This is a genomic window from Pantoea sp. Mb-10, from assembly GCF_021272205.1.
GTDB lineage: Bacteria > Pseudomonadota > Gammaproteobacteria > Enterobacterales > Enterobacteriaceae > Pantoea.
Genome location: NZ_JAJSDX010000001.1, coordinates 311,282 through 323,631, shown reverse-complemented (window position 1 = coordinate 323,631; position 12,350 = coordinate 311,282). Strand labels below are relative to the sequence as shown.

General features: G+C 60.3%; 11 protein-coding genes. 6 read left to right on the top strand and 5 right to left on the bottom strand.

The window, feature by feature from the left end; translation table 11 throughout:
* Positions 1-48: 48 nt before the first annotated feature.
* Positions 49-756 (top strand): Bax inhibitor-1/YccA family protein, encoded by a 708-nt coding sequence (locus tag LU196_RS01495; RefSeq protein WP_232757968.1) that lies wholly within the window; start codon positions 49-51, stop codon positions 754-756.
* Positions 757-804: 48 nt separating this feature from the next.
* Here the strand turns inward: LU196_RS01495 and LU196_RS01490 are convergent, their stop codons facing one another.
* The 3 genes from LU196_RS01490 to LU196_RS01480 are packed head-to-tail and all read right to left on the bottom strand — an operon-like array spanning position 805 to position 3,781.
* Positions 805-1,779 (bottom strand): lysylphosphatidylglycerol synthase domain-containing protein, encoded by a 975-nt coding sequence (locus tag LU196_RS01490; RefSeq protein WP_232757967.1) that lies wholly within the window; start codon positions 1,777-1,779, stop codon positions 805-807.
* Positions 1,779-3,023: a cardiolipin synthase ClsB gene (clsB, locus tag LU196_RS01485; RefSeq protein ID WP_232757966.1), complete on the bottom strand. Its 1,245-nt coding sequence runs from the start codon at positions 3,021-3,023 to the stop codon at positions 1,779-1,781. Before clsB ends, LU196_RS01490 begins: the two co-directional genes overlap by 1 nt.
* Positions 3,020-3,781, bottom strand: a complete 762-nt coding sequence (locus LU196_RS01480) for an endonuclease/exonuclease/phosphatase family protein (RefSeq protein ID WP_232757965.1) — start codon at positions 3,779-3,781, stop codon at positions 3,020-3,022. The genes clsB and LU196_RS01480 overlap by 4 nt, the downstream gene beginning before the upstream one ends.
* A 175-nt stretch (positions 3,782-3,956) precedes the next feature.
* Between LU196_RS01480 and LU196_RS01475 the strand changes: the two genes are divergently transcribed.
* From LU196_RS01475 to LU196_RS01460, 4 genes are all read left to right on the top strand, one after another.
* Positions 3,957-4,349 carry a YbhQ family protein gene (locus LU196_RS01475; protein ID WP_232757964.1) on the top strand — a complete coding sequence of 131 codons (393 nt, stop codon included), beginning with the start codon at positions 3,957-3,959 and terminating at the stop codon, positions 4,347-4,349.
* 195 nt (positions 4,350-4,544) lie between these two features.
* Positions 4,545-5,948 carry an ATP-dependent RNA helicase RhlE gene (rhlE, locus tag LU196_RS01470; RefSeq protein WP_232757963.1) on the top strand — a complete coding sequence of 468 codons (1,404 nt, stop codon included), beginning with the start codon at positions 4,545-4,547 and terminating at the stop codon, positions 5,946-5,948.
* A 3-nt stretch (positions 5,949-5,951) separates the two neighbouring features.
* Positions 5,952-6,911, top strand: coding sequence for a tRNA dihydrouridine(16) synthase DusC (gene dusC, locus LU196_RS01465; protein WP_232757962.1), 960 nt, complete (start codon positions 5,952-5,954; stop codon positions 6,909-6,911).
* 74 nt (positions 6,912-6,985) lie between these two features.
* Positions 6,986-8,197, top strand: coding sequence for an MFS transporter (locus LU196_RS01460; RefSeq protein ID WP_232757961.1), 1,212 nt, complete (start codon positions 6,986-6,988; stop codon positions 8,195-8,197).
* Positions 8,198-8,236: 39 nt separating this feature from the next.
* On the opposite strand, the gene LU196_RS01455 is transcribed toward LU196_RS01460, so the two are convergent.
* Positions 8,237-9,850 (bottom strand): inorganic phosphate transporter, encoded by a 1,614-nt coding sequence (locus LU196_RS01455; protein WP_232757960.1) that lies wholly within the window; start codon positions 9,848-9,850, stop codon positions 8,237-8,239.
* 166 nt (positions 9,851-10,016) lie between these two features.
* On the opposite strand from LU196_RS01455, the gene LU196_RS01450 reads away from it, so the two are divergent.
* Complete coding sequence (locus LU196_RS01450; RefSeq protein ID WP_232757959.1) at positions 10,017-11,042, top strand: transporter; 1,026 nt, start codon at positions 10,017-10,019, stop codon at positions 11,040-11,042.
* A 41-nt stretch (positions 11,043-11,083) separates the two neighbouring features.
* Here the strand turns inward: LU196_RS01450 and LU196_RS01445 are convergent, their stop codons facing one another.
* Positions 11,084-12,160, bottom strand: coding sequence for a L,D-transpeptidase family protein (locus LU196_RS01445; protein WP_232757958.1), 1,077 nt, complete (start codon positions 12,158-12,160; stop codon positions 11,084-11,086).
* Positions 12,161-12,350: the final 190 nt, after the last annotated feature.

Sequence of the window (12,350 nt, the reverse complement as noted above, 5' to 3'; positions counted from 1 at the left end):
CAGACGCCACACTTCATGGCACGTAATCCCTTTTTTTGGAGGCACAGCATGGAAAGATATCCCCGTAACGATTCGCTGGTGCAGCAGGCGTCAGCCGGGCTACAAACCTATATGGCGCAGGTGTATGGCTGGATGACCTGCGGTTTGCTGCTCACCGCATTTGTCGCCTGGTTTGCGGCGCGCACGCCGGCGGTAATGGAGCTGGTGTTTGCTAATCGCATCACCTTTTTTGGCCTGATCATTGCGCAGCTGGCGGTGGTGTTTGTGCTGTCGGGCATGGTGCATCGATTGAGCAGCGGCGTCGCCACCGGCCTGTTTATGCTCTATTCGGCGCTCACCGGCTTAACCATGGCGAGTATTTTCCTGGTGTATACCTACGCCTCGATTGCCAGCACCTTCTTTGTGACCGCGGGCATGTTCGGCGCCATGAGCTTCTACGGCTACACCACCAAGCGCGATCTGAGCCGGTTCGGTAGCCTGCTGTTTATGGCGCTGATTGGGATTTTACTGGCCTCGCTGGTGAACTTCTGGCTGAAAAGTCCGGCGCTGATGTGGGCCATTACCTATATTGGTGTGGTGATTTTCGTGGGGTTAACCGCGTATGACACCCAGAAGCTCAAGGCCATGGGGGAGAGCATTAACGTGTCAGATAAAGAGAATCTGCGTCGCTATTCCATCATGGGAGCGCTGACGCTTTATCTGGACTTCATCAACCTGTTCCTGCTGCTGTTGCGCATCTTCGGCAACCGCCGCTAAGCCTGTGCGGCGCAGTCGCCCATCCGGCGACTGCGCGGCCTTTTCGTTTTATGGCTCGCTGACGTTGGCCATCTTTTTCTCGTTTTTTTGCCGCAAATGCTTGGCGCGGCTCTCCAGCCACAGGTACAGCACCAGCGCCAGTAGCAGCGGCAGAATAAAGTAGAGCACGCGATACGCCAGCAGGGCCGCGATAATGGTGCCGTGCGAGAGATGTTCGCCCCCCAACAGCGCCAAAAACACCGCCTCCAGCACGCCAATCCCCGCCGGGATATGAATGATCACGCCCGCGATACTGCTGATCAGCAGCACACCCAGCACCAGAGGATAGTCCACCTGGCGCGCCAGCAGCAGCCAGATAATGGTGCCCATTACCATCCAGTTGGCGCTGGAAACCGCAAATTGCAGCAGCGCCATCCGCAGAGACGGCAGTTGAAGATGCTGGCCTTTGACCGTCCAGCGGCGCTTTTTAGCGAAGGCGCAGGCCCAGAGATACGCCGCCACCAGCGCCAGCAGCACCACGCCGATGACGTGCAGCGTACCGTCGCCGATAAACCAGCGCGGTGGGATGTCAACCATGCCGGCAGTAAACACGATACCGCCGACCAGCACGTAGCCCAGCCAGTTGGTGGCGATACTCAGCGAGAAAATGCGGGTGATGGTGCCACCGGGCAGGCCGAGGCGCGAATAGAGGCGATAGCGCATCGCCACGCCGCCCACCCAGGTGCTCAACGTGAGATTGAAGGCATAGCAGATAAAGGACACCAGCATGACCTGACGCTTGGCCAGTTTGTGCCCGCAGTAGGCGCGGCCAATCAGATCGTACAGGCCGTAGGTCAGGTAGCTGACAATCACCAGCGCGCCCGCGCCGAGCACCGCATAGCGGTTATACCCGGTGATAACGTTATAGACATCCTCCCAGTTCACCTTACGGGCATACACCACCAGCAGCACGATCACCGCAATAAAAAACAGCCAGGTGAGGATTTTTTTTACTGTCTGCCAGCGCGACGGTTTTTTGCTCATCAGGATTTTGCTCCTTCATTGTCGGGCTCGACCCGATCCTGGGTTTCCATTTCCGGCTGAACAGGCGGACTGGCCTGGGCAAGCAGCGGAGTATGGGCCGGTAACCACCCCGCAATCGCGGGAAAGTGGCGCAAAAAGTGGAACACAATCACGCTCTTGGTCAGATGCCACCAGGTGCGCGGCGGCAGTTTTGCCTCATCCACGCGCACGCAATCCGCCTGCAGCAGCTGTTCCAGATTGTCGCGCAGGGTTTGATTGAACTGACGGTCGTGGATGATGACATTCGCTTCGAGATTCAACGACAGGCTCAGCGGGTCAAGATTGCTGGAGCCGACGGTAGCCCAGCGCTGGTCTTGCACGGCGATCTTGCCGTGCAGCGGGCGGCGACAGTATTCGTACACTTCCACGCCGCCATCCACCAGATAGTTATAGAGCATCTCGGCGCCCACTTTGACAATTGGCATGTCAGGTTCGCCCTGGACGATCAGACGCACGCGCACGCCGCGCTGTGCCGCGTTGCGCATTTCGCGCAGCAGACGGTAGCCGGGGAAGAAATAGGCGTTGGCGATAATGACATCCTGCTTCGCCTTGCGCAGCATATCGAGATAGTGCTGTTCAATGTCGTCGCGGTGCGCGTCGTTATCACGAAACACAAACAGCACCTGCGCCTCGCCGGGCATGTTATTAACCGCCATGCGCTGGCCGCGTCCGCCCCACCAACGGCGGGTGACCGGCTCGCTGCCCATGGCGTCGCGCACGTAGCGCGCGATGTCGATCACCACCGGTCCTTTGATCTCGACCGCGTAATCTTGCTTGGCCTCCGGGCCGTAGTCGGTGTTGTGTTCCGCCGAGAAGTTGATGCCGCCCACAAAGGCGAGCACATCATCTATCACCACAATTTTACGGTGCAGGCGACGGAACACGTTGGTGCGCATTCCCAGCACCAGCGGGCGTGGATCGTAATAGAGAAAGCGCACGCCGGCCTCGGTCAGGCTGTTTACGTACTCGTCAGACAAATCAGGCGATCCATAGCCGTCCACCAGCACCTCCACGCGGACCCCGCGCTGCGCGGCAGCCAGCAAATCCCGGTGCAGCGCCTTGCCCACCTCATCCTCAAACAAGATAAAGGTTTCCAGCTGCAGCGATCGCTCGGCGCGCTGAATCGCGCCCGACACGCGCGGGTAAAACTCATCGCCGTTAACCAGCAGCCGCAGCTGATTGCCTTCGCGCCAATCGAAGTTCATAGGAAGATCTCCACCGCCAGCGGCGCATGATCGGACAGGTGCGACCAGGGCTTCATCGGCAGCGCCCAAGGCTGGTTAACCGTGGCGTGACGAATATAGATGCGGTCCAGGCGCAGCAGCGGAAAACGCGCCGGAAAGGTGCGCGCCGGGCGGCCATTTTTCACACTAAATACCTCCACCAGCCCGGCACCGCGTTTTAAGAAGCGGTTGCCGTGCACTTGCCAGTCGTTGAAATCCCCGGCCACCACTAGCGGTGCATCAGGCGGCAGGGCGTTGATGCGGTCACAAATCATGTTCATTTGCGCGTGACGGTGGGCGGCCTTTAGGCCAAGGTGTACGCAGAACACGTGCAGCGGCTGCGGGCGATCCGGCAGCGCAATTTGGGCGTGCAGCAGGCCTCGCTTTTCGCTACCTGCCACAGAAATATCGATATTTTCATGTTCAATGATAGGAAATCGTGACAATATCGCGTTCCCGTGGTGTCCTTCGGGATAAACCGCGTTACGGCCATAGGCAAAATCGTGCCACATGGTGTCGGCCAGATATTCGTAATGCGAGCGTTCTGGCCAATCCTCAATGTTGAGCGAATGGATCGCGTGCGTGCCCATGACCTCCTGCAAAAAGACAATATCCGCTGACGTCGCGCGCACAGCATCGCGCAGCTCCGGCAGGATAAAGCGGCGATTAAAGCTGGTGAAACCTTTGTGGGTATTGATCGTCAGGACTTTAAATGAAAATCCTTGCGTGTTTTGTGGCATACTGCGGCCCGCTCCTTTCATCCTCAAGAGCACAAAGTGTAGTCTTTGTCACAATTGAGTGGTGGGGCGAGCGGAAAATTAAGGTGTTATCTGAAATTTGCTTTACATTGAGGAAATCCGTCTGGCTGCGGCCAGATACACTTGGGCGACCTGTTGGGTCTGCCAGGAGAAGAGAATGAAATGGTCTAATCGTGTTCAGATTGTTACCGGTCAAACGTGCCTGCATATCGCTATGCATGCGCTGGTGATTGCCGCACTGGTGTGGGGCTGGAAACATCGGGCGCTGGTCGAAGTGAGCAGTACCCTGGTTGCCGCGTATGCTGTGGTGTTTATCGCCATGCTGGCGCTTCAGCGTAGTGCCCGTTTACGCAGAATTGGCGACTCTCTGGAAGAGGTCACCACCACCTACTATTTTGGCGCAGCCATGCTGACGCTGTTTTTGATTTCGCGCATTGTCCACAACAATCTGCTGATTGCCTGTTTGGGCGTGGTGATGCTGGTTGGGCCCGCGCTGGTCTCACTGCTCGCCAAAGCGCCCGCGCCGCGCATTGAGAAAAAGCGCGGCTGATTGGGTCGCGACAAAAAAGGAGCCGATGCGGCTCCTTTTTTTGTGGGTCGCAGACGGCGCGGAAAGCTGGTAAACTCGCCCACTTACGCATGGTAGTTTGTGCCCTTTTCACACGTTGCCTTCAGGCAGCGTCATATCCCCCCTGAAAACTACATCGCCAACGGCGAACAGGGCGGTTCGGAGTAATACACCTGCATGTCATTTGACTCTCTCGGCTTGAATGCCGATATTTTGCGTGCGGTAGCAGAACAGGGCTACCGTGAACCGACGCCAATCCAGCGTCAGGCGATTCCCGTGGTGTTGGCAGGCAAAGATTTGCTGGCCAGCGCCCAAACCGGTACCGGTAAAACCGCCGGCTTTACGCTGCCGCTGCTGCAGCGCCTTTCTGCGCGCCCCTCGGCGGGACGCGGTCGTCGCCCGGTGCGCGCGCTTATTCTGACCCCAACGCGCGAGTTAGCCGCGCAGGTGGGTGAAAACGTGCGCGAGTACAGCCAGTATCTTGATATCCGTTCGCTGGTGGTTTTCGGCGGCGTCAGCATTAACCCACAGATGATGAAACTGCGCGGTGGCGTTGACGTGCTGGTGGCAACGCCAGGGCGCCTGCTGGATCTGGCGCAGCAAAACGCGGTTGATCTGTCACAGGTTGAAATCCTGGTGCTGGATGAAGCCGACCGCATGCTCGATATGGGCTTTATCCACGACATCCGCCGCGTGCTTGCGCGTCTGCCCGCTAAGCGGCAGAACCTGCTGTTCTCGGCGACCTTCTCTGATGAGATCAAAGCGCTGGCGGAAAAACTGCTCACCAACCCGGAACAGGTTGAAGTGGCGCGCCGCAACACCGCCTCCGAGCAGGTGTCGCAGCAGGTGCACTTTGTTGACAAAAAGCGTAAGCGGGAGCTGCTGTCGCTGATGATCGGACAGGGCAACTGGCAGCAGGTGCTGGTGTTTACCCGCACCAAACACGGCGCCAATCACCTTGCTGAACAGCTTAACAAAGACGGCATCACCGCCGCCGCCATCCACGGCAACAAAAGCCAGGGCGCGCGTACCCGTGCGCTGGCTGATTTCAAATCCGGCAGCATTCGCGTGCTGGTCGCCACCGATATCGCCGCGCGCGGTCTGGATATCGAGGAGCTGCCGCACGTGGTGAACTACGAGCTGCCAAACGTGGCGGAAGATTACGTGCACCGCATCGGTCGAACGGGTCGTGCCGCCGCCACCGGTGCGGCGCTGTCGCTGGTGTGCGTGGATGAGCACAAACTGCTGCGCGATATCGAACGCTTGTTGAAGCGTGAAATTCCGCGCATCGCCCTGCCGGGCTTTGAGCCCGATCCCAGCATCAAAGCAGAGCCGATTGTCAATGGCCGCCAGCAGGCACCCCGCGGACGCGGTCAGGGTCAAGGCCAGGGGCGCGGTCAGGGCGGCAACGTTTCGCGTTCGCACGGCGGCAACGGTCAACGTGGCGCCGGCGATAAAGCCGCACGTCCGCAGGGTGAAACGCGTCCCGCGCGTCGCCAGGGCGGTAACGCGGGTAACGGTGCGCCAGCGGCCAACAGCGGTCGCCGTCGCGCTGCGCCAAAAGACAGCGGAAACCGTTAAGCAATGCGGGTTTTACTGGCGCCAATGGAAGGCGTGCTGGACTCACTGGTGCGCGAACTGCTCTCGGGCGTGAACGATTACGATCTTTGCGTCACGGAGTTTTTGCGCGTGGTGGATCAGCTGCTGCCGGTAAAATCTTTCCTGCGTCTGTGCCCAGAGCTCCACAACAGCAGCCGTACGCCGTCCGGGACGCGCGTGCGGATGCAGCTGCTGGGGCAGTATCCCGCGTGGCTGGCTGAGAATGCGGCACGCGCGGTTGAGCTGGGCTCGTGGGGCGTTGACCTCAACTGCGGCTGTCCGTCGAAGCTGGTAAACGGCAGCGGCGGGGGCGCGACCTTGCTCAAGGATCCCGAGCTGATCTATCAGGCCGCGAAAGCAATGCGTGAGGCGGTGCCGGATCGCCTGCCGGTTACGGTCAAAGTACGTCTGGGCTGGGATTCCGGCGCGCGACGCTTTGAAATCGCCGACGCGGTGCAGCAGGCGGGTGCCACCGAGCTGGTGGTGCACGGCCGCACCAAAGAGGACGGCTATCGTGCCGAATGCATTAACTGGCAGGCGATTGGCGAGATTCGCCAGCGTCTGCGCATTCCAGTGATCGCCAACGGCGAGATCTGGAGCTGGCAGGACGCGCAGGATTGTCTGCGCATCACCGGCTGCGAGGCGGTGATGCTCGGGCGCGGTGCCCTCAATATTCCCAACTTGGGGCGCGTCGTCAAAGACAATGCGGCGCCGATGCCGTGGCAGCAGGTGGTGGAGCTGCTGCTGAAATATACTCAGCTTGAAAAGCAGGGCGATACCGGCATGTATCACGTGGCGCGCATCAAACAGTGGCTGGGGTATTTGCGTAAAGCCTATCGTGAGGCCGACGGTCTGTTCAGTGAAATCCGTACGCTGCGCGTCTCCGCCGAGATTGCCGCCGCTATCGAGCGCCACGCTGCACAGCTGATGCGCGCAACCGCGTAAAAAAAAGCCGATCTGCTAGCAGGCTAACGGTTATAGTGGAGGCTTACGCTCATCCACGCTATGACCGATTGCCCATGTCTGACGCCGCCGTACCCGTACTGAGCCCCGCTCAGTTAAATAAACGCATTCTCTCCGTCATTATCTTCACCTTTTTTTGCTACCTCTCGGTGGGATTACCGCTCGCGGTGCTACCGGGATTTGTGCATCACCAGCTTGGCTTTAGCTCCTTTACCGCTGGGCTAATCATCAGCCTGCAATATTTCGCCACGCTCCTCAGCCGTCCACACGCCGGGCGACTGGCGGATCGGCTCGGGCCCAAGCGTGTGGTGATGCTGGGTACGCTGGGCTGCGGCATCAGCGGCGCGCTGTCGCTGCTGGCGGCGTTATGCAGCGGTTCACCGCTGCTGAGCCTGGGGCTGCTGGCGCTGGGCAGGCTGTTTTTGGGCGTGGGCGAAAGCTTTAGCAGCACCGGCTCCACGCTGTGGGGCATGCATATCGTGGGGCCGCTGCAGACCGCCCGCGTGATCTCCTGGAACGGTGTCGCCACCTATTTCGCGATGGCGATCGGCGCGCCGCTCGGCGTGCTGTTGAATGACGTCTGGGGACTGAGCGGCTTTGCCGGTCTGGTCGCGGCACTGGGTGTGCTGGGCTTCTGGCTGGCCAGCCGCAAGCCCGCAGTCAGCGTAACCGCCGGGACGCGCATTCCGTTTCACCGCGTGGTCAGTCGCGTCTGGCTGTTTGGGCTGGCGTTGGGGCTTGGCACGCTGGGCTTTGGCGTGATTTCGACCTTTATCACTCTCTATTTTTCCGGCCGCGGCTGGACGGGCGCAGCGTTTGCGCTGACGCTGTTTAGCCTCGGCTTTGTGCTGGTGCGCCTGGCGTGCGGCCGCTTTATCATGCGCTTTGGCGGCCTGCGCGTGGCGCTGGTGTCGCTGCTGGTGGAGTGCCTGGGGCTGCTGCTGATTTGGCAGGCGGACAGCCGCTGGCTGGTGGACTGCGGTGCCTTTCTCACCGGATCGGGCTTCTCGCTGGTGTTTCCGGCGCTGGGCGTCGAGGCGGTGAAGCGCGTCCAGCAGCAGGATCAGGGCTCGGCGCTGGGCACCTACTCGGCCTTTTTGGATTTAGGGCTAGGGCTGACCGGCCCGGTGGCCGGGCTATTGATTGGCCAGTGGGGCATGCAGTCGGTCTATCTGGCGGCGGCGCTGACGGTGATGGCGGCCGGTGTCATTACTCTGCGGTTGCACCAGCAGCACCGCGCGGCGGCAGCGCCGGTGAGCGAGCGTTAGCCCTTCAGCCCCGGGGCGTACGCGCGCCCCGGTGTGCAGTTAAAAATGCATAAACAGCGCGTACAGTAAACCGGACAGCAGCACTGACGCGGGCAGCGTGAGCACCCACGCCAGCGCCAGATTGCGCAGGGTGGCGAGCTGCAGCCCGGAACGATTGGCCGCCATGGTTCCCGCCACGCCGGACGAGAGCACGTGCGTGGTGGAGACCGGCAGGCCAAACGCATCGGCGGCACCAATGGTCGCCATCGCCACCAGCTCGGCGCTGGCACCTTGCGCATAGGAGAGGTGCGTTTTACCGATGCGCTCGCCGACGGTGATCACGATGCGGCGCCAGCCCACCATGGTGCCGAGACCGAGCGCGATCGCCACCACCACTTTGACCCACATCGGAATAAAGCGCGTAGCGCTGTCCAGCTCGCGCTTGACCGCCGTAAGGTTACGCGCGGTCTCTTCCGGCAGCGCGACCTTCGCGGACTGTAAATGCTTAATGGTTTCCGACGCGAGATACATGTTGTTGCGCGTGTTGGTCACCGCGGCGGCAGGGATATTCTCCACCGACCCATACTGGCGAATCTGGTCGCCGATATCCCCCAGCAATAGCGCCAGCGCAGGCAGCACCGGCGGCACGTTCTGCGTGGTACGCACATACTCGGTCAGCACGTCGCGCGGCGCGGGCATGGGCGACGGGGCTGGCTGGATCGCCAGCAGCTGCCGTTCCGTCACTTGCGTCAGGGCCGCCACGCGGGGAATTTGCTCTGGCGGCAGCGATCGGTTGAGCGCGTAGGCCATCGGCATGGTGCCCACCAGAATCAGCATGATCAAGCCCATGCCTTTTTGCCCGTCGTTCGAGCCGTGGGCAAAGGAGACGCCGGTGCAGGTCAAAATCAGCAGGCCGCGGATCCAGGCCGGCGGCGGCTGCTGACTGTCGGGTGCCTGATAAAGCTGGCGATTGCGTACCAGCGCTTTCATGGCCAGCAGCAGCAGGGCGGCGCACACAAACCCCACCGCCGGGGAGAGCAGCAGCGCATAGCCCACTTTGAGCGCCTGATCCCAATCCACGCCGCTGGTGCCGCTGCGCCCGTGCAGCAGCGCATTGGCGACGCCTACGCCAATGATCGACCCGATCAAGGTGTGCGACGAGGAGGAGGGCAGTCCCAAATACCAAGTGCCCAGATTCCAGATAACCGCCGAGAACAGCAGCGCGTAAACCATGGCAAAGCCGTTGCCGCTGCCGGCCTGCAAAATCAGCTCCACCGGCAGCAGCGAGATAATGCCGAACGCCACCACGCCGCTGGAGAGCAATACGCCGAGGAAATTACACAATCCCGACCATACCACCGCCGCGCCGGGAGAGAGCGAGTGCGTGTAAATCACGGTCGCCACCGCGTTGGCGGTGTCGTGAAAGCCGTTTACAAATTCAAAGCCCAGCGCAATCAGCAACGCCAGACCCAGTAACAGAAAAGGCGTATAGCTGGTGACCGGCGTCCCGGCGTCCTCCACATCGCTAAAAAGATTTATGCCGGCAAACAGTAAGCCCGCCACCAGCAGCAGCAAAAATACGCTGCGCGACAGGCGGCCGTTGCCGTGGTTGAGATTCGGGCGACCGCTCAGCGGCGAAACGCGTGAAGAGGCAGGAATACTGTTTTCAGCCATAACTCACCCCAGTGTGAATGAAGGGTGCGTAAGCCCACACCCGTTATTGCCAGTGTGATACGGGGTTTGTGTGACAAAAAGATGATGGCGCGTGGCGGCTGTCATGCTGCTGTAACAGGGCTGAAGCAGGCTGTGGCTCTGTGCTTTTCGGAACGCTCACGCTGCTATGCGCCAACCTGCTTCGCCGCTCACCACGCTGCCGGACTTCAATAACGAAGTGGCCGGCCTGATTCACGGCTATCTGTTTACGTCAGACGCGCCGCCGCAGCGGCTCAACGCACGTGAAGCCGGACAGCTAGGGCAGCAGGCGCTGCCGCCGTCGAGTTTTCTCTGGCTGCATATCAACCTGAATCACGCGCGGGCCGAGCGCTGGGTGCAGGACCATTTTATTGTCGACAATGACTTTTTCGACGAGATCCACTCCGCGTCGCCGCGCACCCGTCTGGCCCACCAAAACGCGGCGCTGTTGGCGGTGCTCAATGACGTAACCTTCAGGCAGGAGGAGCGCAGTACGCAAAATGCCACCCTGTGGCTCTGGTGCTGTCCGCAGCTCATGGTCAGCGCGCGCTATCGGCCCGTGGGCATGATTGAGCGCATGCATGAGCAGATTCATCAATTGGGCTTTACCCAACCGGACGACATGCTGCTGTGGCTGCTGGGAGAGCAGGAGGCGCAGCTGGAGCAGGTAGTGCGCCGCACCAGCCAGGCGGTGGATGTGATTGAGGAGCGGCTGCTGAGCGCGGCGATCAAAACCAACCGCAGCGAGCTTGGTCATCTGCGCCGTATGCTGCTGCGCGTACAGCGGCTGCTGGCGCCGGAGCCTGCGGCGCTCTTTCGCTTACTCAATCGACCGCCGTCGTGGCTGAAACGGGAACCGCTGGCGGCGCTGCGCATTTTTACCGAGGAGTTTAGCGTGGCGCTGAACGATTTGGCCGGTCTGATGGAGCGCATTCGCCTGCTGCAGGAGGAGATTGCCGCCAGCCTGCTGGAGCAGAGTAACCGCACGCTATTTTTACTGACCGTCATCACCGTGCTGGCGCTGCCGATCAATATCATCGCCGGATTTTTTGGCATGAACGTGGGCGGGATCCCGCTGGCCAATAATCCGCACGGCTTCTTGCTGTTGGTGCTGGTGGTGCTGGTGTTTACGCTGGCGGCGGGCTGGCTGGCGCTGCGTCGACGGCGGGAATAAAAAAACCAGCCCGTAGGCTGGTTTCTCATGGCGCTCAGTGCTTACAGGCTGTTGCCCGTTGCAGGCTGCGCGGCAGGCGCGCTCTCTGCTTGCGGAGCGGCACCGTTGGCGCCCTGCGGCGTCATCGGCTCCTCTTTCGGCATGGCGTCAGAGGACTCTTGCACCTGCACGGGTGCGGGCTGCGCGTCATCAGGCTGACCGTTGATTTTTGTTGGGATGCCGGTACGCGCCTGGATCGCGTTGTTCACCGCGTCCTGGTTAGTGCTGGCGTCAGCAACGACTTTGGTCACCGCAGAGGTCAGGTTGATAGGCACCAGTTCGCGCGAGTTAAACTGCTCTTCGGTGGTCGAAAGCGGGTTGTGCACTTCAATGTAGCGCGAGCCGTCCGGCTCAACCGCGGCTTTCACCGGCTGATCGATGAACTGAACGCGCGTGCCAACCGGCACGTTATCGAACAGCCACTTGATGTCATCCGCACGCAGACGCACGCAGCCATGGCTCACGCGCAGGCCAATACCGAAGTTGGCATTGGTGCCGTGAATGGCATAAAGACGGCCGATATAAAGCGCGTACAGGCCCATTGGGTTATCCGGGCCAGCCGGGAACACCGCAGGAATGCTTTCACCGCGCGAGGCGTATTCCGCATGCATCGCTTTGGTTGGCGTCCAGGTCGGGCCGGCTTTCTTACGCTCCACCGCCGTGGTCCAGTTTACCGGCGTATCTTTGCCCAGCTCACCGATGCCGATTGGCAGCACAACCACAGTTTTCGTGCCTTTCGGGTAGTAATACAGACGCATTTCGGCGCTGTTGATCACAATGCCTTCGCGCGGTGCGTCAGGCAGGATCAGCCGCTGTGGGATCACCAGCTTAGAGCCCGCTTTCGGCAAATAGACATCCACGCCCGGATTGGCTTCCAGCATGTTGCTGAGGCCCATCTGGTACTGTGCAGCAAAGGCCTCCAACGGCAGCTTGCTGTCCTGAGGCACGGTGATTTCAATGTTTTCGCCGATCACGCGGCTGTTAGCCGGTGGCAGCGGGTAGACTACTGCAAATGCCGACTGGCTGAACGCCGCCAGTGCAAGGGCGAGTGAAGCGAACGCGCGAATGCTCTTTTTCATATTTTACTAGTCGTTATGGCCTTTAATGAGGCTTGTCAGTGTGTCGAACCCATCGTGGTCGGAAGCGACCGCTGCGCATTATATGTGCATAGCTGCAATGATGGGAATCAGGATTTGCGTCAGTTGGAGATACTTTACGCAATTAGTTGTAATAAACAGACAATTCTCTTTGTCTCATCGCCCAAAATGT

Coding starts and splice junctions, on each gene's coding strand:
- rhlE (WP_232757963.1), top strand. CDS start 4,545: ATGTCATTTGACTCTCTCGGCTTGAATGCCGATATTTTGCGTGCGGTA.
- LU196_RS01490 (WP_232757967.1), bottom strand. CDS start 1,779: ATGAGCAAAAAACCGTCGCGCTGGCAGACAGTAAAAAAAATCCTCACC.
- LU196_RS01445 (WP_232757958.1), bottom strand. CDS start 12,160: ATGAAAAAGAGCATTCGCGCGTTCGCTTCACTCGCCCTTGCACTGGCG.
- LU196_RS01480 (WP_232757965.1), bottom strand. CDS start 3,781: ATGCCACAAAACACGCAAGGATTTTCATTTAAAGTCCTGACGATCAAT.
- LU196_RS01450 (WP_232757959.1), top strand. CDS start 10,017: ATGCGCCAACCTGCTTCGCCGCTCACCACGCTGCCGGACTTCAATAAC.
- LU196_RS01460 (WP_232757961.1), top strand. CDS start 6,986: ATGTCTGACGCCGCCGTACCCGTACTGAGCCCCGCTCAGTTAAATAAA.
- clsB (WP_232757966.1), bottom strand. CDS start 3,023: ATGAACTTCGATTGGCGCGAAGGCAATCAGCTGCGGCTGCTGGTTAAC.
- LU196_RS01455 (WP_232757960.1), bottom strand. CDS start 9,850: ATGGCTGAAAACAGTATTCCTGCCTCTTCACGCGTTTCGCCGCTGAGC.
- LU196_RS01475 (WP_232757964.1), top strand. CDS start 3,957: ATGAAATGGTCTAATCGTGTTCAGATTGTTACCGGTCAAACGTGCCTG.
- dusC (WP_232757962.1), top strand. CDS start 5,952: ATGCGGGTTTTACTGGCGCCAATGGAAGGCGTGCTGGACTCACTGGTG.
- LU196_RS01495 (WP_232757968.1), top strand. CDS start 49: ATGGAAAGATATCCCCGTAACGATTCGCTGGTGCAGCAGGCGTCAGCC.